Raw genomic sequence first — 22897 nt, forward strand, 5'->3', positions numbered from 1 at the left:
CCGAGGAGGAGCGGAGGTCGGTACTCGCCGTGACGGTGATCAGCAGCCGGCCCGGCGCCTGCGGCTCCACCCGCAGCACGCACACGGCGGCGGACGGGAGCTCCGCCTCGTCCACCGGTCTCACCGGTCGTCGCCCGGCCCGGCGGGCGGCGGGCCGTCCGGAGCCGGTCCGGTCTCCTCATCCCTCCCGGCGGGCGGCGGGCCGTCCGGGGTGGCGACCGGCTCCCCGTGCTGCCCGGCTGCGGTCGGCCCCGGACCCTCCCGGTCCGACCCCTGCGACGGGCAGTAGCGCCGGCGGCTGCGCACGAACGCCACCCACCCTCCCGTCCAGGCAACGTCCTGCACCGCGCCGCCCACCGGGACCAGCACGTCCACCTCCGCCCCGGAGTCGAGCGGGATCCGGTCGCGGTGCTGCGCCTGCTGCACGGCCTCGGCGATGTCGGCCCGGGTGGCGTAGCAGAAGGACAGGCCCAGCCGGTCGCCGAGCAGCCGTCGCACCTCGCGCTGCAGCAGGTCCGGGTCGCTGCGGACGGCCAGGTAGCCGGCCGGCGGCAGCTCGCCGAAGCCGCGTTCGGTGAGCGGGGGCAGCGGCAGCCCCGCGGCGGCCCGGTCGTCCGCCAGCTGGTCGCGGATGCGTGACCTGGCCCGCTCCAGGGACCGGCGCATCTCCAGGGCGATCCCCGACCGGGCGCGCCCGGCCCGGTCGACGAGCTGGCCGATCTCGGCCTCCACCTCCTTGAGCATCTGGTCGGTCGCGCGTTCGGCCGCGGCATCCGTGCGGGTGTCGCGCCACTGCGCCGACTGCGCCTGGAACTGGAGGATCTGCGCCGCGTACGCGTTCCACGGCCGCATGCCCAGCCGGCCCTGCCACCAGCGCTCCGGCGGTGGCGCGCCCACCTCGCGGCGGGCCGCCCAGACGTCCACCACCCACTGCGCGGTGTCCGGGCCGACCGGGATCACCAGCGCGACCCGGACGGGCGGGCGCGAGTAGTCGGCCGGCGGCTCCCAGGCGGTCGGCAGGACGGCCGGGTCCGACGTCCAGGGCGAGTCGTCCCGCTGCTCCGCCTCGAACAGCCGGGAGGCCAGCCAGTTGCGGCGGTTCGGGCTCAACTGCTCCTCCAGCCCGGTCATCCGGGCCGCCGTCAGGCCGATCCGCACCCCCTCGGCGGTGTACTGCCGGTTGGTGGTGGGGCCCGCGCACGGGTCCTCGCAGAGCAACCCCTGGACGGCCGTCTCGCCGTAGTCCCAGTCGGCGCGCGTCACCTCCACCCACCAGAAGGCGTCGTTGCCGGGCCGCAGGTCCTTCAGCGGCAGCGACACCTCGTGCCGGGAGCGCAGCGGGCGCCCGGCCGCGTCGATCGCCAGTCCCCCGCCGACCTTCAACTCGCCCTGGGCGACGGCCACCTGGAAGCCCTCGACCACCCCGGGGCCGCCCGAGCGGCCGACCGCGGAGCCGAACTCCCGGGCGTAGTCCTGGATCCGGTTCAGGTGCTCGGCCCGCAGGAACAGCCCGTCGAAGGCGCGCAGCCGGTCGATGTCGCCGCCCGCGGTGTCCGGGGTGCCGGCGGAGCGCTCGTCGGGCGTGCCGGCCGGTGCGGTGGGGGTCACGGTTGCAGCCCCGGGCCCGTCGGTGCCGCCCGGCCCCGCGGCCGCGCCGCTCTCGGCGATGGTCATGACTCGGACCTCCCGGCGTCGGCGGTGTGGTTCTGCAGGTACCCGGTGACCACGGCGTCGCGGCCGTCGTGCCGCCCCGCCGCCGGCCCGTCCCGCAGGCCGGCGAACGGCACCCACGGGTCCGTCCCGTAGCACGGCTCCGGTCCGGTGCCCCGGATCAGCACCCGCGCCAGCCGGTGCGCCGGCGGGTGTTCGAGGTCGAGGACGGCCCGGGTGCCGCCGTCGGTCAGCCGCACCCCGGCCACCGGGCTGCGCGCCCAGCCCGCGCCGTGTTCGGAGAGCGAGGTGATCGTGACGGCCTGCTCCAGCGAGCGGCGGTCCACCGGCCGGTCGAAGCAGAGGCTGAGGCAGGTGTTGCCGCGGGACCACCGCAGCGAGCCCGGATCCAGCCGGGGCCCGTCGGCGTCCTCGGGCACGGTCTCCCCGAGCAGTCCGGGGGCCAGGCCGCAGAGCAGGTCCTGGATCGCGCCGGTGGGCAGCAGCACGGACCGGACCAGCTGGTCCACCACCACGTCCGCGACCCGGACGCCGCCGGGGCCGGTCAGCACGTCGAAGTCCAGCTTCGCCAGGACGACCGGCGCGTGGTCCTCCGTCACCGGGAAGAGCTGCGGGCAGGCGTCGCCCTCCTCGCGCCCGGGCGCCTCCTGGCCCGCGTCGCAGGCGGCCAGCCGCCGGAACTCCGCCAGCAGCCGTTCGGCCCGCTGCGCGGGCGGGGCGGCCCGCACCCGGTCGGCGGCCTCGGCCGCCTGCCGGCCGGCCGTGTCCTCCGGGCCGGCCACCTCGTCCAGGCCGAGCAGCACCCGCAGCCGGTGGTACGGGCGGCGCCGGGGCGGTTCGTCGCCCCGGATCACCACCCGGACGGTCTCGGTGATCCGGGAGTAGTCGTCGTGGCGGCGGGTGATGTCGCACGGGTCGGCCAGGGCCGGTACGGGGCGGCCGGCGCAGCTCCCGAACTCGGCCACCAGCCAGGCCGTGACCGGCCGGCCCTCGCCGGGGCAGGGCGGCTGCGCCGCGTCCGCCGGGCCCGGGGCAGCGCCGGGGGCCGGGTGGTCCTCGGCCCAGCGGGTGGCCCAGGCGGTCAGCGACGCGCAGGCCTCGGCCTCCAGGGCGAGTTCGCGGCCCCAGCCGTCCACGGCGAGGCCGGGCGCGGTGCGCAGCCGGTCGCCGTCGGCGTCGAGGCGCACGCCGTACCCCCAGACGACGCCCGGCCCGTGCAGCCAGGCCGAGTGCAGCATCTGCTTGCCGCGCGGATTGCCCATCAGCACCCGGAAGTCGTCCTCGCCGAGCAGCATGCCGAAGGCCACCCGCAGGGCGCTGAACGGCGTCACCGGCAGCTCGTCCGCCCGGCCCGGGCCGTCGGGCGGCCCCGCCGCCGAACCGCCCGGGCCGCACGGGCCGCACGGGCCGCAGGGCCCCGGGGGCCCGGCACCGCCCGGCTGGCCCGGGCCGCCACCGGCCGTACCACCGCAACCGCAGGGTGCGCCGCCGCTGCCGAAGGCCGTCATGTCCTCTCCTCCCTGGTGGGCCGGACGGCGGCCGCGCCGAGCGCGCGCAGCGCCCGCTCGTCCGCGGCCCCGCCGGATGGGGCGGCCGGATCCGCCGGGAACGGCCGGTTCGCCTTGGCGTACTCCCGCCGCATCGCGTCGACCAGGTGGCCCCGGCCGACCCTGCCCCCGACCTCGGCCGCCCGGAAGGCCGCGGCGATCGCGGCGTTGCGGATCCAGCCGCCGGGGACGGGGTAGCGGTGCGCGAGCGCGGCCAGGTCGATGCCGTCCTCCCGCACCGGGGCCGGCAGGTGCAGCCGCCAGAGCCGGTGCCGCTCCGCCTCCCCCGGGAGGTCGAAGGCGACGACGAAGTCCATCCGGCGGATGAACGCGGCGTCGATGTTCTGCCGCAGGTTGGTGGCCAGCACGGCCAGGCCGTCGAAGCGGTCCAGCCGCTGGAGCAGGTAGGCCGTCTCCAGGTTGGCGAAGCGGTCGTTGGCGCCGGAGATCTCGGTCCGCGCCCCGAACAGGGCGTCCGCCTCGTCGAGGAGGAGCACCGCCTGCAGCCGTTCCGCGGCGTCGAACGCGGCGGCCAGGTTCTTCTCCGTCTCCCCGATCCACTTGGAGACCACCTGCGAGACGTCCACCACCAGCAGGTCCGTCCCGGCGGCGGTGGCCAGCACCTCGGCCGCCAGCGACTTGCCGGTGCCGGGCGCCCCGGTGAAGAGCAGCCGCACGCCGCGGTCCGCGCGGGCCGCCTCGCGCAGCCCCCAGTCGTCCAGCACCACCGACTGGTGCGCCAACCGGGAGACGGCTTCCCGCAGTTGACGGTCCGACTCGGCCGCCACGACCAGCCGGCCCCAGGACGCCCGGGGGCTGAGCAGCTCCACTCCGGGCGGGAGGGCGGCGCCCGCCCTGGCCCGGACCGCGGCCGAGACGTCCGGCGCGGCGCCGCCCGGCGCGAGCCCCGCCCAGCTCCGCACGTCCAGGGCCACCTGGGCGGTCAGCGCCGGGTCCAGCGGGTGACGGGCCGCCAGCTGCGGGGCCCGCCCGGCCTCGCGGGGCAGCGCCGCCCGCCAGGCCGCCCGGCGGTCCTCGGTGCCGATCGGCCCGACCGGCACGGTGAGCACCGGCCGTTCCGGGCCCGGCCGCACCGCGCCGGGCCCGGCGCAGACCAGGACCGGGCCGACCACCCGGCGCAGGTCCAGCCGGGCCGGACCGGCTCCCTCCTCCGGCCGCGCCACCACCAGGACGGGCACCCCGCCGCGGGCGGCCGCGTGCAGGCCGAGCAGGCCCGGCCCCGCCGGGTCCTCGGGGCGCACCCGTCCGGCCACCGGTCGCAGCCCGGCGGCGCGGGCCAGGGCGGCGCAGCGGCTCAGCGCGATCGTCTCGTCGGGCGCGGTGACGACGACGGTCCGCGGGGCCGTGGCGCGCAGTGCGGCGACCGCCCGCTCGGCCTCCGGTCGCGCCAGCCAGCCGTCGAGTCCGGCGACCGGCGGGCCGACCTCGACCTCGGCCAGCTCCCCCGGCAGGGCCGCGCAGCCGTGCAGGGCCGCCCAGAGCCCGTCGGCCAGCCGCAGGCTGCGGTCGTGGAAGGTGCCCTCGCCGTGGACCACGAGGGCGCCGGTGCGGACGGCCGCGCCCTCGTGGAGGAGGCGGCGCAGCGCAGCTCGGTCGACGGCGGGGGCGCGGTCGGCGACGTGGTCGGGGTCGTGGTCGTGGTCGACGGCGGGGGCTCGGTCCGGATCGTCGTCCCGCGCGTGGTCGTGGGCGTGGTCGAGCAGCAGGGCGGCGAGGCCGACGCTCGGGTGGGAGTCGCCGCACGGGTGCATCGCCCGGAAGGTCCTGGCCAGGCCCTCGTGCTCCTCCGGGAGCCCGGCGAGCAGCAGCAGGTCGAGCTCCGCCGCGGTGAGGCCCAGCCGTTCCACGAGACGACGGACCGGCGACGGGCCGGTGTGCTCCGCCGGGCCGCCCGCTGCGGCGGCGTCCGCCCACTCCCGCAGGAAGCGGGCGGAGGAGTCGCCGGAGTCCGTGCCGCAGGTGTCGTGGAGCAGCCCGGCGAGCCGCCGGGCCGGGCCGGCCGCCCGGGCGGTGAGTTCGCGGCTGACCGCCTCGGGCGCCGGATGGGCGTCCGAGGGCTTGCCGAGCGGTGCTCCGGACGGCTCAGGCATAGACGTACCTCACCACCGCGCCGAGCCAGGGCACCCACCCCGGATCCAGGTCCAGCCCGGCCCGGCGGACCGTCAGGTCGATGTCGGCCGCGGCGAGCCGGACCTCGATCCAGCCGGGTTCGGCCGCCACCTCGCCGCCGCGGCGGGCGATCGCACGGACGGCGGCGCGGCCGTCCGCCGGGGCGGCGTCAGGAGCGGTGGACGGATCGGCGGACGGACGAGCCGGCGGACCGGCGGACGGACCGGCGGACGGACCGGCCGGTGCATCGGCGGACGGACCGGCCGCCGGATCGAGGCGGGCGGCGGTGGCCGCGGCCCACCCGGTGGCAAGGGTCCGCAGGCGGGCCCGTTCGGCCGGCGTGGGCGGCGGGGCGGCGAGCAGGGCCGCGGCCCGCGCGGGGCCGAGGCCGGCCAGGGCGAGCAGGGCCGGGTCGGCCGGGTCCGCCTCGGGCAGCAGGTCGGACCCGAGGCGGTGCAGGATCCAGCGCAGCGGCCGGGCGGTCAGCGCGCCGTCGTCCAGGGCCCGTTGCGGGAGCCCGGCGTCGGCGGCACTCGCGAGCAGGAAGAGCAGCCCGGCCCAGGCGGTGGGTGCGCCACTGCCGCGGTCCGGGGCCGGCCCGCCGTCTCCGGGTGCCCCGGCCGGGGCGGCCGCCGGAGCGGGCGGTGCCGCGGCCGGGGCCGGCGAGTGGTCCGGCCGGGCCACGGTGGCCCTGGTGGTGGAGGGCGACGGCCCGACACCTTTCGCGGGATCCGTGTCCGGGGGTGGGACGGGGGTGGCCGCCGGCCCGTGCGAGGAGGGCGCGGCCGGCCCGAGCAGCGTCCGCAGCTCCGCCGCCAGCGCGTGCGGCAGCCCCGGGTGCGGGCGGCGGTGCAGCGAGCCGGGGTCGGCCTCGGCGGCCACCAGCACGGCCCAGGCGGCCAGCGTCGCCGGTCCGGGCCGCAGCCGGGCCGACCGGGCGAGGGCGGCCAGCGCCGAGCCGGCCAGCAGGGTGCGGGCGAGGTCGCGGGCCGCTGCGCTCGGCGGGGTGCCGGCGCCCGCGTCGCCGCCGGTGCCGTCACCGGACGGTCCGTCGCCGGGGGCGCACCAGGACGCCACCGCCGCCAGCCCGGCCACGGCCTGCCAGCCCGGCGCGCCGAGGAGCCGGTCCAGGGCCGGCAGCCCGCAGGCTCCGGCCGCGCGGAGCAGCGCGGCCGCCGCGTGCCGCGGGGCGCGGCCGAGCGCCGCCAGCACGGCGGCGAGGGGCTCGGCGGTGGGCGCCGGGTCGGTGGGCCGTACGGCGCCCGCCTGCCGCCAGGCCCAGAGCCGCTCCGTCCGGCCGGCGGCCACCCCGGCCAGCAGGTCGGCGAGCAGCTCGACGTCGTCCCGGTAGTGGACGACCTCGCCGCGGCCCTCGCGGACTGTCCGTTCGATCGCGGCGGCCAGTGCCGTGGACCAGTCCTGCCCGGCGGCCGGCCCGGGCCGGCCGAGGTCGAGCGGGACGGTCAGCCGCAGCCGCCGCACGCACCAGTGGCCCGGCGGCAGCCGCACCCCCGTCAGGGCGCGTTCGAGGCCACCGTCGAGGACGCACCGCAGTGGCTCCCGCAGCCCGTCGGCCGTGGACCCGCCGGCCGTGGCGCCGGGGTGCGGGCCGCCGTCGGGCCGGGGCGCCGTGTCGTGCAGCGTCGCGGAGAACCGTCCGATCACCACCGTCGGAGCGCTCATCCCACCCTCACCGCCCCCACCGACGCCGACTCGCCGACCCGCGCGGCCGCCGAGGGGACGCCGACCACGCCGTCCTCGCCGATCCGGACCCGGCCGACCACGGCCGGACCCCAGGCCGCGCCGGGGCCCACCACCGAGGTGAGGTCGAGGTAGAGGCCGCGGCCGACCCGCATGCCGGTGCCGAGCGGGCAGATCTCCGCCAGGGTGTGGGCGGGCTTGTGCGCCTCGACGATGCCGCGGACGACGTCGAGCGGCTCGCCCTGCAGGGGCGCGGCGATCAGGACGGTGAACCGGTGGGCCGTCGCCGTGTAGCCGTCCTCACCGGGCCGGAGGCCGCCGACGGCGAACCGGCCGAGGGTGGCCGTGGCGGTGGCCCCGCCGACCGCGGGAGCCGGGGGCCCGCCCGGCCCGCTGCCGAGGACGGCGCCGCCGAGGCCGCGCATCCGCCAGTTCTCGACGACGGCGACCGGCACGGACAGGTAGAGCCGCAGGATCCGCTCCAGGCAGGTCAGGGTGCCGCGGATCCGGAACAGCTCGTGGGCCTGGGCGACGAGGGCGCGCCGGGCGGCGACCGGCCAGCGCCGGTCGAGGGCGAGCCCGAGCAGGCCGGCCAGCCAGCCGAGGGCCTCCTGCGGGGTGGCGGTCGGGTCGAGCAGGACGGTCCGCAGCGCCGCCCGCCCGTCCAGCTCGTGCAGCAGGCCCTCGGCGGGGGCGAGGTAGCGGTGCAGGAAGTCGGCGTCGGCCTCGTCCCGGCTGAAGGAGCGGGGCAGCTGGGCCAGCAGCCGGTGGCCGGGGCGTTCCACCCGCAGCGAGCGGATCCGCGGGGTGAGCCGGGCCGTGCCGCTGAGGTCGAGCACGACCCAGAGGTAGCGGCCGGGCGGCGCGTCGACCGGCGCCTCGTAGGTCTCGAACGCGTCGTCGGGGGCGATCTGCGCCCACGGCCACTCCCGGCCGGTGGGGCGCCGGAACAGGCCGCCGAGGCGGTCGAGCCGGTCCAGCCGGAGCTGCGAGGGCAGCGGCGGGGTGAGCTCACCGTGGCGCACCGCGCGCCGCCCCTGCACGGGCGGCGTCCAGGGCAGCGGGTCGGGGACGGTGTCCTCGTCGCTGCTGAGGAAGCCCACCCAGACGTCGGTGCCCGGCGGGATGCAGGCGTCGAGGAAGATCCGGCCCCAGCGGGTGCGGTGGGCGCCGGCGTCCAGCCGGTAGCTGACGACCCGCCCGGCCGGGGTGTGGCGCGCCGCCGGGCCGGCCGTCCGGGCGAGGCCCCGGTCGGAGGTGTAGGCCGTCCGCCCGTCGGGGGTGGTCTCGACGGCGCCGCCGTCGTAGCGGGGGGCCCGGACGGGCTCGACCTCCGTCCAGCCGTCGCCGTCCGGCCGGTAGCGGCGGAACGGCTCGCCGGGGTGCCCGGCGACGGTGAGCAGGCCGTCGGCGGACAGGGCGAGGTCGCTCGCCGGGCCGACTTCGAGCCGGTGGCCGCCGTCGGGGCGGGCGACCACGGCCCGGCCGCCGTGCGGCGCCGTCCAGAGCAGGTACAGCCGGTCGGCCAGGGCGGCGACCCGGGTGGGCCGCAGGCCCGCGGCGAGCAGCGGTCCGCCGAGCGCCGGGCCCCGTCCGGGGCCGCGCCGCCCGCGCAGCAGCACCAGGCCGGGCGGGTCGGCCAGCAGGACGACGGCGCCGTCGCGGTACGCGGCCGCGTCCAGGGGCCGGCGGGCGCGGTGGGCGGCGGTGCGCACGGGCACCCGGCGCAGCAGCCGTTCGGCCCAGAGGTCGACGACGTGCACGGCGGCGCCGCAGGACTCGGCGATGTAGAGGCGCTGCGCGCCGTCGACGGCGAGGCCGCGGGGGCTGCGCAGGCCACCGGGGTGGTGGTCGGCGGGGGCGGTGGGCACCTTCGGGTCGAGGACGTCGACCCGCCCGAGCGCGGGGTACGAGCGATAGGCGCGCCCCCAGCGGTCGAAGGCCAGCCCGGCCGCGGTGTCTCCCCCCGGCGAGGCGTCCGGCGACGGATCCTGTGACGGCCCCGGCCCGGGGTCCGCGGTCCAGGCGAGGCTCACCCCGCCCCCGTCGGTCAGCGCCGTGCCGTCGTGGGCGCAGCGGGCCCACTGGTCGGGGTCGGTGAGGATGGTGACCGACCGGTCGCCGTCCATCAGCACACCTCCGGGGGCAGCGGGACGAGGACCGGGTCGCCGCCGGGCTGCGGGGTGGTCCCGTAGCCGGTGCCGGGCGGCAGCGGCGGTCCGGTGACGACGGTGATCCCGACCAGCCGGGGCACCTGCCAGGCCTTGAGCGGGACGAGCGGGGCGGCCGTCCAGGGCGCGGCCGGGCCGGGGCGGGTGGCCAGCCCGAGCTCGCCGTCGAGGTACTCGACGCCGTCCACCTGCACGGCCACGGCCTCCAGTTCGGCGCGCCGGACGGCCCGGCCGAGCGGCCACCCGGTGCCGTCCGGCCCGTACGGGGGCACCGGCGCCAGGTACTGGCGGAGGATCAGCTCGACCCAGCGGCGGACGGCGTCCACCTGGTAGCCGTCCCGGACGTGGGCGCCGACCGAGACGGCGACGTCCAGGTACGTCGGCGGGACGACGTAGAGCTCGGTGGTCAGCAGCCGGCGCGGGTCGAGGTGGGCGGCGACCCGGCGCAGCAGCGCGAGGTCGGGCAGCGGCGCGCCCGGGTCGCGCAGGTCCTCGGTGGGGAACACGACGACGCTGACCACCCCGGCGGCGGTGCGGCTCAGGGTGTCGGGGTGGAACAGCGGCAGCGTCTCGGCCCGCCGCACGCCGGGGACTTCGAGCGCCAGGGCGCGGAAGTCGTCGGCGGTGACGGCCCGGTCGCGCCGGTGGAGCTCGGCGGGGAGGGCGTCCAGGGCGTCGGCGAGCGAGGCCTGGTCGGCGCCGCCGGCGGCGGGCAGCACGTTCCTGACCTTGACCCCGGCGACGCCGCTGAGGCTGCCGATCGCCCCGGCCGGGACGTTGCCGGCCGCGCCGCCGCCGTAGCGGTAGGAGAGCGCCCTGATCCGCTCGCCGATCTGCGGCACCCGGCTGCGGGTGCCGAACCGGACGAGGCCGGCGGCCGGGTCGAGGGTGTAGTGCCGGTCGAGCGGGCCGCTGTCGGCGAAGGTCTCGACCTCCGTCCAGGGCTGCCAGCCGTCCGGCTCCTCGACCTCCAGCCGGACGGTGCCGCCGATGACGGGACGGTTGGTCAGCCGGTACGCCTGGTCGGCGTCGGCGGTGCCGGTGCCCACCAGTTCCGGGGCGGCCGCGCGGGCCTGGACGACGCCGACGGCGTTGGCACCGACCCAGCGGATCCGGTGGATGGCGTCGTTCTCGGTCGCGGGGCGGCGGACCCGAAGCCAGCCGATGACGCGGGCGGCGGCCTTCTCGTCGTCCAGCGGGGGCGGGCTGTGCAGGTCGCCGGTGGTGGTGGGCGCCTTGGCGTGGGTGGGGAAGGCGTCGGGCAGCTGCAGGGTGACGACCCCGGTGGCGGTGAGGCCCCGGGTGGTGTCGGCGAGGACGGCGAGGTCGGTGAAGGCCGTCGCGGCGTTTCCGGCCCGGTCGGGCCCGTTCCACAGCTCCCAGAGGAAGGCGGGCGGGTCGGTGGTGAGGTCGGCGGCGCGCAGCCGGGAGCGGTCGGGGTCGCGCGACTCGAGGTCGAAGGGCCTGGGGAGTTCGCCGTCCTGGACGACGCCGAGGAAGACGGCGCGGTTGCGCAGGCGGGCCGGGTCGGTGGCGGGCTTGCCGAGCAGCGCGATCCACAGGCACCCGTCGAGGGTGCCGGAGACGTCGAGGGGCGGCTGGTCGGCGGCCAGCGGGTCGGCGGGGACGGCGGTGGTGACGTAGAAGCCGGGTGCGGTGCCGGCCTCGACGAGGCTGCGCGGGCCGGCCGGGAGGGCGGCGACGGCGTCCTCCCGGCGGCGGGCCTCGGCGCTGTCGGCCTCGGCGTGCGGGGCGGCGGTCTTGCCGACGGCGAGGGTCTCCAGCGGCCAGGCGACCACCTCGCCCTCGGTCTCGAACGGCACCGCCCCGGCGCGGGCCTCCGTCCCGCGCAGGACCTGGACGCCCTCGGGCCGCTCGGTGTCCAGCACCAGGAGGGCGTGGGCGAGCGCGGCGGGCCGCGGGCGGACGCCGAGCAGCCGCAGGAAGGCGGCCTTGGTCGTGTCGGGGATCTGGTTGAAGCGGAAGAGCAGGGACTCGCCGAGGTAGGCGAACAGTTCCAGCAGTGCCACGCCGGGGTCGGTGGCGTTGTGGTCGGTCCACTCGGGGTTGTAGACCGGGATGCGTCTGATCAGCTCGTCGCGGAGCTGGGCGAAGGTGCGGTCGTCGAGGATCGGACCGATCAGGGCCACGGCTGGCTCACCCCCTGTTCGTCATCGCAGGTAGAACGGGTACACGAGGTTGTCGGGCCGCAGGTCCGGGAGGCGGGCGTAACCGATGTCGATCCAGACCATGGTCGGCTCCTCCCCCGGGGTGACGGACACCCCGGTCACCCGGATCCGCGGCTCCCAGCGGGTCAGCGCCCGCTCGATCTCCTCCCGGAGCGCGGCCCGGGTGGCGGCGGTGTTCGGCGCCATCAGGTACCGGCGCAGTCCGCAGCCGAAGTCGGGCCGCATGACGCGCTCGCCGGGCTCGGTGTCCAGGATCGTCTCGATCGACTGCCGGATCAGCTCGGCCCCGCTCACCCTGGCCAGCCCCCCGCCCGGCCCGCCGGCACCCGCCTGCGGTCGGAAGGGCAGCCGGATCCCGGTGCCGAGCCACTCCTCGGCGGGTGCTCCTGCCGGAGCGTCAGCTGCTGCCATGCCGTCGATGATGCTCGGCGGGGCGTCACCGGCGCGTTATGGCCGGGGCGGCGGGAGGGCGGGAGGCCCCCGGCGGCGCGGCGGTCCCGACGGCGCGGACGGCCCGGACGGCCCGGACGGCCCGGGCTGCGGGGCGGCGGTCACCAGCCCGGCGGGAGGGTGGCGCGCATCTCCTTGATGGCGTCGTCGTACTTGTCCTTCCGGCCGGCGGGCAGGAAGCCGCGGATGTCGTTCACGTCCTTGGTGACGGCCTGGCGGAACTTCCCGGCGAGGAGCAGGTCGGTCTGCTGCTTGCGCCAGTCGGCGGCGTCGGCGCCCGAGCCCCAGCTCCTGGTCCTGCGGTGGTCGGCGGTGTCCATCTCGATGGCGGGGGCCGTGTACCGGGTGATGCCGTTCAGCTTGTTCCTGGCCGCGGTGGCCTTGCCGCCGGAGGACTGCGCGTCCTTGACCGCCTTCCAGGCGGGCATGTGGTTGCGTTCGGTGCCCTTGACGGCGCGCCGCCGCCCGCCTTTCTTGGCCGGTGCCTTGCCCAACTCGTTGTAGGGGCCGCCCCGGTAGACGTGGTTGGTGGCCCTGAGCCGGGGTTTCCGCTTGGTCTCGGGGCTCATCCGGGCGTCGATCAGCCACTCGCCGCCCTCGCGCTCGGCGGCCAGCCGGGTGAAGCCGTGGGTCTTCCTGATCCCGGCCAGCGCCTCCTGGAGTTCCTCCTCCTCGAAGGGGTCGGCGAGCGACTCCTGGGCCAGGGCGCCGATCGCCTGCAGGCCGCCCTGCCAGCGCTTCTCCTTGGCCTGGTCGGGGACTTCGCCGGCGTCCGCGCCCCGGCCCCCGGCCCGCCCGGGCTTCGCGGCCGCCGGTGCGGCCCGGCCCGGCCCGGGCTTCCCGGCCCCTGCCCTCCCTGGTCCGGGCTTTCCGGCCCCCGTCTTCCCCGCTGCGGGCTTCCCGGCGGCGGCCGGGGCCCGGGCCGGGGCACTCCCGGCGGCCGGCGCCGAGCGCGGGCCCTCGCCCCAGGACCCGGCCTTCCGCTCCTCCCGGCCGGTCTTCTTCGGGACCTGGTCGTTCAGCAGGTCGGTCATGAACTTGTCGGCGCTGAAGGCGACTTCGCCGAAGGTGACCTCGGGCACCCGGCCGGAGCCGAGGACGTGCTCGACGTCGGCGCCGATCCCGAACTCGCCGGGGAGCGGGTACTCCAGCTGGAACAGCGGCCAGGTCCAGCGGTGGCTCGGTGCCGGGGACCACCAGGGGCTGACCAGGGCGACGAAGAGGTCGCCACCGAGGCCGAGGAAGGGCTGGGCGGCCACCTCCAGGTGGCCGCCGATGAAGAACTCGCCCTGCTTGCCCGCCTTCGGGTCGGCGACCTCGCGATAGCCGATCCGCGGGGTCGCCTCCACGTAGCCGCGGATCCCGGCGAGCGCGTTCAGCGCGACCCCGGCCTTGATGTCGTGGCCGACGAGTTCGAGGCCCGCGCCGCCCTCGGCGACGAGCCGGACGCCGGCGAACGCGGAGACGTTGAGGGTGCCGGTGACGCCGAAGTCCCGCAGCACCTCGGGCTTGGTCGACCAGGTGCCGGTGAGCTCCATCCGGTCCAGGGTGGCCGGGCCCAGCTTGGCGAGCAGCTCCAGGCCGATGTCGGCGAACACGAAGACGTTGCCGACCAACGGGATGCCGTAGAGGGCGCGGACCTCCAGCTTGGGCAGCGCCTTGACGTAGTCCTTCTGCTCGAACAGCGGCCTGGTCATCCGGGGCGTGATCCTGCCGACCAGGGTGACGTCCCCGTGGTGGTCGACCACCACCAGCGCCTCGCCGCTCAACCACTCGGCGAGTCGCACCCGGACGGTGCCCCAGCCGGCGACCACCCGCGGACCGGGTTGCGGTCCGGCCGGGGCCGGGGCACCGCCGTCGGCCTCGACCGGTGCGGCGGCGGCCACGGGCGGCGCGGCCGCCTTCGCACCCGCCGCGGTGACCTGCTCGCCCGTCAGCCGGTCGGCGGTCCGCTCGTCGGTGGCGACCAGGGTCACCTCCCCGTCGAACTTGTCGTTGGTGTAGTGGACGGTGCCGCGGACGTCGACGGCGCCGCCGGCGAAGGCCGCCGTCACCGTGCCCTGGAAGCCCCGCAGGGCCACCTCGACCCTGGCCTCGCCGGAGAGCCGGCCGTCCGGCTCCCGTTTGACCGGCAGCACGATCGCGCCGAGGCCGGGCACCGTCCCGGTGGCGGTCGCGTCGAAGGCGACCAGCTCGTCGGCGAGGCCGATCGAGCCGGTGGCGTCGAGGAAGCCGCCGAGCCGGAAGTGCAGCCCGTTCGCCCGGACCAGCAGCCGGGGCCCGTCCAACCGGTTCTCCACCGCCGGCAGGGTCAGCCCGCCCACCCCGGCGAGGCCCAGCTGCTCGGCGTGCGCGACGACCTGACCGAGGAGGTCGGCCGGGCCGGTGAGCAGTCTGCCCTTCACCAGCGCGGAGGCGTGGCCCTCCAGCACGCCGCCCTGGACGCGGACGGCGAGCACCGGCTCGATGCCGTACCGGGTGAGCGGCAGCAGGAAGGGGTGGGCGAGCGGCAGGGTCCGGTGGTCCCGGCCGGGGCCGGTGGTGAGGCCCTCGTCGGTCCTGCGCAGGTGCAGGGTCCCGGCGGCGAGGGTGCCCAGCCGGGCCCGTACGGGGCCGCCCTCGGCACCCTTCCGGTCCAGGTACTCGGTCACCGCGGGGGTGGGCGCCAGGGCTCCGCCCTGGAGTTCCAGCACGTCCTCGGGCACCTCGGCGGCGATCGCGGAGGCTGCGGTGGGCGGGGCGGGCGCGGTGGCCGGGCTCCGCGGGACGACGCCGGAGAGCCGGTCGGCCAGGCCGCCGGCCGCCGGAGCCGCCGGGGCCGCGGCGGGTGCGGGCGGCGCCGCCCTGGGCACGGGTGCGGGCGCCCTGACGTAGCGGGCCCCGGTCGCGGCCGCCATCAGCAGGCTGCCAGGGCAGTGGGGTCCGGGTTCAACGGTCACCTCCGCAGAGCGGATCGGGCGGGGAGCTCTCGACGGGCGGCGGGGCCGCGACGACGGCGGTGGTCGGGTCGAGCGCGGCCACCAGGTCGGCGGCCGCGGCCTGGGCGGCGGGGTCGGCCCCGGCCGCGGTCGGCCGGAACTCCGCGGTGGCGGCCGCGGCGGCCGTCGCTCCGGGCCGGCCGAGGAGCCGGTCCAGGCCGTCCGGGCCGGGGTTGTCCGCCCCCGGCCCGGTGAGCAGCGTCTCCAGGTCGTGGCCGGGGGCGTTGAAGTAGGCCTGGAGGGCGCCCAGGGCGACGGCGTCCGGGGGCAGGCAGAAGCGCAGGGCGAGCAGCCACCAGAGCTGGAAGGCGAGCACCACGATCGGCAGGAAGAGGCTGAACAGGAAGAACGCCACGATCGTGAACAGTTCGAGGGCGAAGGTGCAGATCCGGAAGTCGGTGCCGCCGGCCTGGCCGCTGCCGGGCTTCGGGATCTCGCCGGTCACCGGCAGCTGGGAGCCCGGCGGGCTGGTGACCGCGACCCCGCCGGGGCCGGCCGGGCGGCCGGCGCGGGCCGCGAGGGCCCTGAGGTCCGGCATGGTGATCGACACCCTGCGGTTCTTGGTGCCCTCCGGGTCGTAGAACGCGGCCAGGCTGAACGGTTCGGTGGCCGCGCTCCAGGATTCCTGCGGCGGGCAGTGCTCGTGGCCGGGCTCCGGCGGCCGGCGGGCGACGCAGTGGATCTCGTAGACGTGCTGGTCGTCCAGCTTGGGCCGGCCCTCGTCGTCGTGCTCGCCGGAGAGGGTCGGGACGAGGCCGAACCAGAGCGAGCGGGTGGCCGCCCGGTCGCACTCCCCGCCCGGGCGCGGCAGCCGCCACATCGTCAGTTCCTGCTCCGGTTCCGGTCGGCCGTCGGGGCCGGCGGTGCCGGTGGGCACCCAGTGCGGCCCCTTCGGGCCGGTGGTCCAGCTCTGCACGACGGGCGGGGCGAGCCCGGCGAGCAGGTCCGCGTGCTCGGCCTCGAACCGGGCCCGGTAGGCGTCGTCGGCCCAGAGCAGGTTCTGCAGGTCCCGGTCGGCCAGGTGCCCGGGCCGCAGCCCCCGGGCGGCCAGCAGGTCGGTGGTCAGCCGTTTCGCCAGCCGGCGCACCGCCGCCCGCCCGGCGTCGGGCACGGTGCGCTCCTGGCGCCGCAGGACCATCCGCAGCTGCGCCCCGTCGGCCGCGGCCCCCGGCCGGGGCAGGCCGGGCCGGTCGCAGAACAGCTCGACGACCACCGCGTAGAAGCGCTGGTGGGCGGGCTGGTACAGCTTGCGCAGCGGGGTCACGGCCATGGTGTGGGTGGCGAAGCGCAGCCGCCCGCGCCCGGTCTGCCCGGCGGGCACCGCCACCGGGTAGGCGTACACGTCCTCCACCGGGTCGAAGGCGAGCGAGGCGCGCGGGTCCGCGACCAGCCGGCGGACGAAGTCGGGGGCGTCGTACTTCTGGAGCGCGGGCGCGTCGGCCCGCGGGTCGAAGCGGTCGAAGCCGCCTCTCTCGCAGACGTACCAGGGCGCCCGCAGCCGGAACCCGTGCGGCGGGGCCGTCACCAGATGTTCCCGGCGCCCGGCGTGTAGGCCGGCGACATCACCATCTGCTCGGCGACCAGGGTGCCGACCTGGACGGTGCCGCTGAAGGCGGCCAGCGGCGCGTCCACGTTCACCACGGGCGCGGTGACGTCGACGGACGTGGTGGCCCTGATCTCCACCGAGGCGGCCGTCAGCCGGATCTCGCAGCCCCCGGCGTGCCGGACGGTGACGGTCTGGGCCGCGTCGTCGAGGCTGACCTGGTGCCCGGAGGCCATGGTGATCCGCACCTTCGCCGCGCCGGCCGTGTCGTCGAACTCCAGCCGGCTGTCCGCGCGCGAGCGCAGCAGCCGCACGTTGTTCGCCGCCTCCGGCTCGTGCGGCAGGCTCTCCCGGCCGTTCCAGGCGGCGCCGAGCACGTACGGCCGGCGCAGGTTGCCGGCCTCGAAGACGACGACCACCTGGCTGCCGACCTCCGGCAGGACGAGCAGGCCCTGCTCGTGGTCGGCGTACGGCGAGCAGAGCGTGGCCCAGGCGCGGACGTCCCGGTCGCCGTCCAGGCCGAGCCAGGGGAAGCGCACCTCGACCCGCCCGAGCCGCTGTTCGTCGACGATGTCGGTGACCAGGGCGGGGTAGGCGCCGTGGTAGCCGGGCGCGGCGCCGTCGGCCGGGCTTGGCAGGGCCATCAGTTCACCTCGTTCAGGGTGGCCCGCTCCGCCTCGAAGCGGGTGCGGAAGCCGTGCTCCAGGTCGAAGCCGTGGCACAGCCGGGTGACGTGGTAGCCGCCGCCGTCGAAGGCGGCGCCGACGTCCTGCAGGGTGAGCCGGCTGCCCACGACGAGGTCGGGCGTGCCGTTGGTCAGGCCGTCGGCGAGGACGAACCGCCGGCCGCGGCGCAGCATCTCGGCGCGCGCCCAGGCCGCCGCCTCGGCGGCGTCGAGGGCGACCTCGCGCACGCGCAGCGAGGTGCTGGGCCCGAGCGCCCGGCCCAGCAGGCGGACGCCGGTGCGGCCGCCGGTGGTCTCCGCCTCGACCGCCTCCGGCCCGGCCCGCTCCTCGACGGGTTCGCGGCGTGCGGCGTCGTAGCCGGTGACCACCACCTCGCTGCGCTGGTGCGCGAGGTCGGCGGTCAGCCGGGCGGACAGCAGGTCGCGGCCGAGGACGAGGGTGACGGCGGTGCCGGGCCTGGTCTCCCGGGTGCGCAGGTGCAGGGTGGTGCCGGTGCACCAGAGTTCGGCCCGGAGCAGCCGGGCGCGTTCCCGCAGCAGGGCGAGGTCGCTCTGGTTGAGCTGCTGGACGACGTCGTAGCGCGGGCCGGGCACGTCGACGTCGGCGCTCAGGCCGTGCTCGCGGGCGAGCGCCTCGGCGATCTCGCCGTCGGTCGCCCGCGGGTAGCTGCGCGAACGGCGGGTCATCCGCAGGCGCATCAGGGCGTCCTCGGCGTGCGCGACCACCACCGGCGGGTCGCCGTCGCCGAGGACCAGCTCCAGGGCGGAGACGGTGCCCTCGAAGACGGTCCGCTGCCCGGCGTCGGGGCCGAGGGCGACCTTGAGGGCGCTGCCGAGGTCGATCGTGCGGCCGTCCAGGTGCAGCAGGCGCTCCTGGGGGCCCTTGGCGCCGATGCCGCTGGCCAGGAAGGTGGCCTGGAGGGTGCGCAGGCCCTCGACGCCCTCGCGGACCTCCAGGCGGACGCAGTCCCGGCCGAGGTCGCGGACGAGTTCGCCGCCGACGGTGAAGACCGGCGCGACGGCGGTGACGGCCGGCTCAGTCATCGAAGCCCTCCGCGGCGACCCGCGCGGCGAGCCAGTGCGCCCGTTCAAGCGCGGCGCGCAGGTGTCCGGCCCGCTCCGCCTCCCGGAGCGGGCCGCCCCGGTCGGCGGCCGGGGCGGCCGCCGCGGCGCCGACGGGGACGACGTCCGTGTGGACTTCGCCGATGTGCACGCTCATCGCAGGCCTCCTCGGGACTGCTCCACCGGTTCCCGCCGGGTGCGGCCGGCCCGCCGGGGGCTCGTCGGGGCCCGCCGGGAGCTCGTCGGACGCGGCCCCGGGTCGGTCTGCGGGTGACGCCGGGAGGGCGAAGACCGACCCTAGGGCCGCCACCTCAGGGTGCTGGGCGGTGCGTCACGACGGCGTTGCTCGCAGTCCGCCGCGGTGCGGGCGGGCGTGTCCGCGGGCAGCCGCTCCCACGGGGGTGTCGGGCCGTCGGGCGGTGGGGTCTCCTGGGCCCGGGCGCGGCCGGCCAGGCTGCGGGCGCCGCCGGTGGCGCCCTCGGCGAGGGTGCCCGGGTCGGCGCGGCCGCGCAGTGGCACGCCGCGGCCGTAGGTCAGGGCGCGCGGGTCGGCCGCCGGGGTGCCCGGGGCGGGGTCCGCCGGCTCCGCGCCCGGCGGCGGAGCGGCCGCGCCGGGCGCAGCGGGGACGGCGAAGGCGGCGCGGGCCTGGTCGGTGGCCCGGGCCGCCCGGGCGGCGACCACCGTCGCCACGGAGGCGGCGATCCCGCCGCCGGCGGAGAGCGCGAAGGCCGCCGCCGTGGCGTCGTCGGGACCGCCCGCCCCCGCCCCGGCCGTCCCACCGCCCCCCGGAGCGAGCGGGGTGCCCGGGGCGGGCGGGGTGCCCTCCGGTGCGCCCTCCGGGCCGAGGCCCAGGGCCCCGGCGAGCCCGGCGACCGAGGTGGCCGCGGCCGCGCCCGCGAAACCGCCCGTCAGCCCGGCGCCGCCGCCCGCCTCGACCTCGACGCCGAGCCGGACGCCGAACCCGGCGGTGAGCGCGAGCGGGCTGTCCAGCCCGCTCATCGCCCCGCGCCAGGCCGCCGGGTCGAGTCCCAGGCGGGCCAGCAACTGCTGGGCGCTCTCCCCGGCCAGGGCCTGGACCACCTGCTGCGGCCGGTTCGTCCCTGCGGTGCCGGGGGTGGCGCCGGGCCGGGGCGTGCCCGGGTCGGTCGCGGCCCGGGCGTCGCGCCGACCGGCGCCCTTCTCGTTGGCCTCGTAGGCGAAGTCCTGCTCGGCGACGGTGACGGCGACCTTGGCCCGCAGCGGGGTGCCGTCCGGGGCGAAGAGGTCCAGCTCCTCGCTGACCTGGGTGACGATCCCGTCGAAGCGGAACGTCCCCCAGACGAAGCGGACCACGGGCGGCGGGTCGCCCTTCCGGTCCGGCGGCGGCTCGACGAACTGGCGGACCACGGCCGTCCACTCGCGGACGTCCACGTAGCCGTCGGGGCCGCCCTGTTCGGCGGTGTCGAAGGCCAGGTCGAAGGCGAGGGTGGCGCCCTCCTGCGCGGGGTTCTGGCGCTTCTGGGTGCGGGTGCTGGTCCCGCCCCGGTCGACGTTGTTGTTCCGGCTGAGCCGCAGCGAGACGGGGTTGAACTGGACTCCGACGGCCGGTCCGTCGCCGCTGACCAGCGGTGGCGCGTCCTTCGCCGAGGCCCGGTTCACCCGCAGGCGTTGCAGGGTCGCGTGTGCCAGTTCGGCCATCAGGAGCCCTCCAGTCGCAGGCCCTCGTGGGCGATGTGCAGTTCCTCCAGGGCGATCTCACCGGTCCGCGCGTTGAGCGACGGCCCGGTGAGCTTGACGGGCAGCCCTCGGGTGAAGCGCCAGTGGGCGACGGTCCGCGCCCCGGTCGGGTCGAGGACCTCGATGTCGCCGTCGTAGCGGGCGGCGCGTCGTTCGCCGGTGGCGATGCCGTGCAGCCAGTCCCACAGCGCGGTGTCGGCCCGGCCGCCGGGGGTCGGGGCGAGCATGCCGCGCTTGAGCACGACCGGGGAGAGCTTGACCCGGCCGATGCCGCGGACCGTCCCGTCGTTGCGGCCGCCCTCGGGGTGGTCGGCCAGCTCCAGCTCCAGCTCCAGTCCTGTGCACTCCTGGAAGCCGCCGTCACCGAGCCGCTCGGCCGGGCCCTCGGCGGGGCCCGGTGCCCCGGCGCCGGGGCGGGGCGCCCCGGCGGCCTGCCCGGTCAGCGCCGGCGGCGGCGTCGCCGTCGGCCCCGGGGTGCCGCTCAGCCGCAGCGAGACCCGGAAGTTGAAGCCCTGGACCAGCGCGGCCATCGGTCACCCCGCCACTCGTACGTCGCCGTCGGCGTCCTGGGCGATCCGCAGGACGAGGTACTCCAGCGGCCGTGCGGGCGCCACCCCGATCTCGGCCACCAGCCGGCCCAGCCCCTGCGACCAGGCGGGGTTGAGCTCCTCGTCGCAGCGGACGAAGAAGGCCTGGGCCTCGGTGGCCCCGCCGAAGGCCCCGGCCCGGAACAGGTCGCGCAGCAGTCGTGTCACGGTGCCGGTCAGCTCGGTGCGCAGCTGCGGCGAGTCGGGTTCGAAGGCGAGGCCGCGGGCCTGGCGTTCGAGGGTGAGCCGGAGCATCGTCATCAGGCGACGGACGCTCAGCTGGGCGTAGTCCGGATCACGGGAGAGGGTCCGGGCGGAGGCCAGCCGGAAGCCGTCCGGTTCGGCGGCGAAGACGTCGACGCCGAGCAGGTGGAGTTCGTCGCGCTCGGCGGGGCCGGGCAGGTCGGCGGCGGTGACGGCGCCGGCGGCGAGGGCGTTGGCCGGGCCCCAGGGGATGCCGAGCCGGTGTTCGCGGTCGGCGGTGATCCCGGCGGCGAAGGCGGAGGGCGGCACCAGGACGGCCCGCTGCGGGTCCGCCGGGTCGACGACGCCGAGCCACGGGTGGTGGGCGGCCGCGTAGGAGCTGTCGAAGCCGGAGCGCCAGCGGGCGGTCAGCTGCAGCGGGAGTCCGGGCGGCACGTCCAGCAGGGCCACGAAACGGCGCTGGCGCTCCGCCAGGTCGACGAGCCGGCGCTGGCGGCGCAGGACCTCCGCGAGGGCCTCCGGGTCGCGGCCGTCGAGCAGCACCGCCCGTTCCGGCGGCGCCGGGTAGACCAGCGGGACGGGCGGGGGCGGGCAGCGCCCGTCGGCGCCGGGCCGGGGCGGTTCCGGGGGGTCGGTGGTGGCGGGGGGCACCCGGTAGTCCCAGTAGAGGTCGGGCACGGAGAGCAGGGCGACCTCCGGTTCCAGGGCCAGCCGGTCCATGCCGACGAACGCGGGCGCGTCCTCGTCGACGCGCTGGTCGCCGCCGACGGGCAGCAGCTCGGGCGGGGTGTCGCCGAAGAGGCTGGCCGCCGTGACGCAGGCCCAGCGGTCCGCGCCGGGGCCGGCCGGGGCGGCGTCGACGGCGGGCAGGGAGGCGTCCGGTGGCGCCAGCCGCTCGGGCCAGGGGCCGTCGGGGGCGATCAGCCGGGACTCCTCGGCGAGGACCCGCCGGACGAAGCGCGGGTGCGCCGCGGCCAGTCCGAGGCCGGTGAGGCGTTCCGCACGGGCGAGGCCCGGGTCGGCGTCGGTGACGGTGACGGTGGCGGTGACGACGTCCACCGTCAGGCCCGCGTCGGGCGGCACGGCGCCGGGCGGCCGGTCCAGCAGGGCCGCCCGGCCGCGCGGCGGCGTGTCCTCGACGGTGCGGACGTGGAGCAGCTCGCCGGCCGGGGGCAGTCCGGGCCCCCGGACCCGCAGCAGCGTGCCGGCCGGCAGGGTGAGCGCGTCGGGCAGCGGGAGCCGGGTGCCGTCGGCCCGGGCGGTGAACTGCCCGGCGGCGTCGAACTCCCAGCGCACGGCGAGGCGTCCGCCCCAGCTGCCCTCGTCAGCGGCCCGCAGGCCGAGCTCGACGGCGCCTGCGCCGGGCTCCGGGCCGGCCAGCCGGACGGTGTAGCGGGCGACGGCGGCCAGCGCGGCCGGGTCGGGGGCGCGGGGCAGCGGGGAGACCCGCAGGACGTGGGCGCGGCTGCCGCCCTGGGCGAAGAACGCCCGGACGGCGTGGGGCAGCAGGCCGGGGCCCTCGAAGCCGCCGAAGACCCGGCGGTAGTCGGTCCAGCGTTCGACGGCGACCGGCCGGTCCACCGGGCCGCGCGGCGCCACGCCGACGAAGCCGGCCACGTCCAGCCGGACCGGCCGCGGGGCCGGCGCCGGGCGCCGGGTGTCCCGGTAGACGCCCGGGGCGCCGAGCCGCAGCCCGGGGGCGGCGGCCCGGGCGGCCGCCGGGCCGTTCGACGTGTCGGTCGCCGGGCCGTTCGACGGGCCGCCGGGCACGGGGCCGTTCACAGCGAGGCGAAGTCGATGCGCTCGGCGACGAGGTGCAGTTCCTCCATCGCGACCTCGCCGCCGCCCTTGCCGGCCAGGGTGGGCCCGATCCACTTCTTGGGCTGGGCGGCGTGCAGGGTCCAGGCGCAGACCGGGGTGCGGGCCTCGTCGTAGAGCGTCACGACGACGGTGCGCGGGTCGAAGTTGCCCTCCCGGGTGTCCTTGATCCAGTTGAACAGCCGGAGGTCGCCGATGATGCCCCGCTTGAGGGTGACGTCGTCGGTGATGTTGGTGTTGGCGATCTTGCGGACGTGGTTCTCCTTGTCGTTGCCGTTGCGGTACTCGGAGAACTTGACCTCGTTGGCCGCGCCGGTGAAGTCGGAGAAGCCGCCGGCGATCTGGTCCTCGCCGCCGGCGTCGCCGAGGCGGACGAGGAAGTTGAAGGCGCCGTACGGGTTGTTGCGGACGGCCATGTGCTGCCTCCCGGTCGGGGGTCGGTGCG

At 78.0% G+C, this 22897-nt stretch carries 16 protein-coding genes; all 16 read right to left on the reverse strand.

What is annotated here, in order from left to right:
- Positions 1 to 120: 120 nt before the first annotated feature.
- A complete protein-coding gene (locus AB0N04_RS09085; protein ID WP_360216098.1) occupies positions 121 to 1674 on the reverse strand; it encodes a hypothetical protein in 1554 nt (517 codons plus the stop codon).
- Positions 1671 to 3002, reverse strand: coding sequence for a hypothetical protein (locus tag AB0N04_RS09090; RefSeq protein WP_360216101.1), 1332 nt, complete (start codon positions 3000 to 3002; stop codon positions 1671 to 1673). Before AB0N04_RS09090 ends, AB0N04_RS09085 begins: the two co-directional genes overlap by 4 nt.
- A gap of 173 nt (positions 3003 to 3175) precedes the next feature.
- The gene (locus AB0N04_RS09095) at positions 3176 to 5329 is read right to left on the reverse strand and encodes an ATP-binding protein (RefSeq protein ID WP_360216104.1); all 2154 of its coding nucleotides are present in this window, start codon (positions 5327 to 5329) and stop codon (positions 3176 to 3178) included.
- Positions 5322 to 7031, reverse strand: a complete 1710-nt coding sequence (locus AB0N04_RS09100; RefSeq protein ID WP_360216107.1) for a hypothetical protein — start codon at positions 7029 to 7031, stop codon at positions 5322 to 5324. The genes AB0N04_RS09095 and AB0N04_RS09100 overlap by 8 nt, the downstream gene beginning before the upstream one ends.
- The gene (locus AB0N04_RS09105) at positions 7028 to 9178 is read right to left on the reverse strand and encodes a phage tail protein (protein ID WP_360216110.1); all 2151 of its coding nucleotides are present in this window, start codon (positions 9176 to 9178) and stop codon (positions 7028 to 7030) included. The genes AB0N04_RS09100 and AB0N04_RS09105 overlap by 4 nt, the downstream gene beginning before the upstream one ends.
- Entirely contained in the window at positions 9178 to 11370 is a 2193-nt protein-coding gene (locus AB0N04_RS09110; RefSeq protein WP_360216113.1) for a putative baseplate assembly protein, read from the reverse strand. Before AB0N04_RS09110 ends, AB0N04_RS09105 begins: the two co-directional genes overlap by 1 nt.
- Positions 11371 to 11391: 21 nt before the next feature.
- Positions 11392 to 11820: a GPW/gp25 family protein gene (locus tag AB0N04_RS09115; RefSeq protein WP_360216116.1), complete on the reverse strand. Its 429-nt coding sequence runs from the start codon at positions 11818 to 11820 to the stop codon at positions 11392 to 11394.
- Between the two features lie 140 nt (positions 11821 to 11960).
- Positions 11961 to 14756 (reverse strand): hypothetical protein, encoded by a 2796-nt coding sequence (locus AB0N04_RS09120; RefSeq protein ID WP_363363814.1) that lies wholly within the window; start codon positions 14754 to 14756, stop codon positions 11961 to 11963.
- A 31-nt stretch (positions 14757 to 14787) separates the two neighbouring features.
- On the reverse strand, positions 14788 to 16362 hold the full coding sequence (locus tag AB0N04_RS09125; RefSeq protein WP_360216122.1) for a hypothetical protein: 1575 nt from the start codon (positions 16360 to 16362) through the stop codon (positions 14788 to 14790).
- Complete coding sequence (locus tag AB0N04_RS09130) at positions 16359 to 17024, reverse strand: phage baseplate assembly protein V (RefSeq protein WP_360216125.1); 666 nt, start codon at positions 17022 to 17024, stop codon at positions 16359 to 16361. Before AB0N04_RS09130 ends, AB0N04_RS09125 begins: the two co-directional genes overlap by 4 nt.
- The gene (locus AB0N04_RS09135) at positions 17024 to 18109 is read right to left on the reverse strand and encodes a contractile injection system protein, VgrG/Pvc8 family (protein WP_360216128.1); all 1086 of its coding nucleotides are present in this window, start codon (positions 18107 to 18109) and stop codon (positions 17024 to 17026) included. The genes AB0N04_RS09130 and AB0N04_RS09135 overlap by 1 nt, the downstream gene beginning before the upstream one ends.
- Positions 18102 to 18284 carry a hypothetical protein gene (locus tag AB0N04_RS09140; protein WP_360216131.1) on the reverse strand — a complete coding sequence of 61 codons (183 nt, stop codon included), beginning with the start codon at positions 18282 to 18284 and terminating at the stop codon, positions 18102 to 18104. The genes AB0N04_RS09135 and AB0N04_RS09140 overlap by 8 nt, the downstream gene beginning before the upstream one ends.
- Positions 18285 to 18424: 140 nt before the next feature.
- Positions 18425 to 19804, reverse strand: a complete 1380-nt coding sequence (locus tag AB0N04_RS09145; protein WP_360216134.1) for a hypothetical protein — start codon at positions 19802 to 19804, stop codon at positions 18425 to 18427.
- Positions 19804 to 20373, reverse strand: coding sequence for a phage tail protein (locus AB0N04_RS09150; protein ID WP_360216137.1), 570 nt, complete (start codon positions 20371 to 20373; stop codon positions 19804 to 19806). The genes AB0N04_RS09145 and AB0N04_RS09150 overlap by 1 nt, the downstream gene beginning before the upstream one ends.
- A 3-nt stretch (positions 20374 to 20376) precedes the next feature.
- Positions 20377 to 22416, reverse strand: coding sequence for a phage tail sheath C-terminal domain-containing protein (locus tag AB0N04_RS09155; protein ID WP_360216140.1), 2040 nt, complete (start codon positions 22414 to 22416; stop codon positions 20377 to 20379).
- A complete protein-coding gene (locus AB0N04_RS09160) occupies positions 22413 to 22868 on the reverse strand; it encodes a phage tail protein (RefSeq protein ID WP_360216143.1) in 456 nt (151 codons plus the stop codon). The genes AB0N04_RS09155 and AB0N04_RS09160 overlap by 4 nt, the downstream gene beginning before the upstream one ends.
- Between the last annotated feature and the right edge of the window lie 29 nt (positions 22869 to 22897).

The sequence above is a fragment of the Kitasatospora sp. NPDC051702 genome, from assembly GCF_040681575.1.
Lineage (GTDB): Bacteria > Actinomycetota > Actinomycetes > Streptomycetales > Streptomycetaceae > Kitasatospora.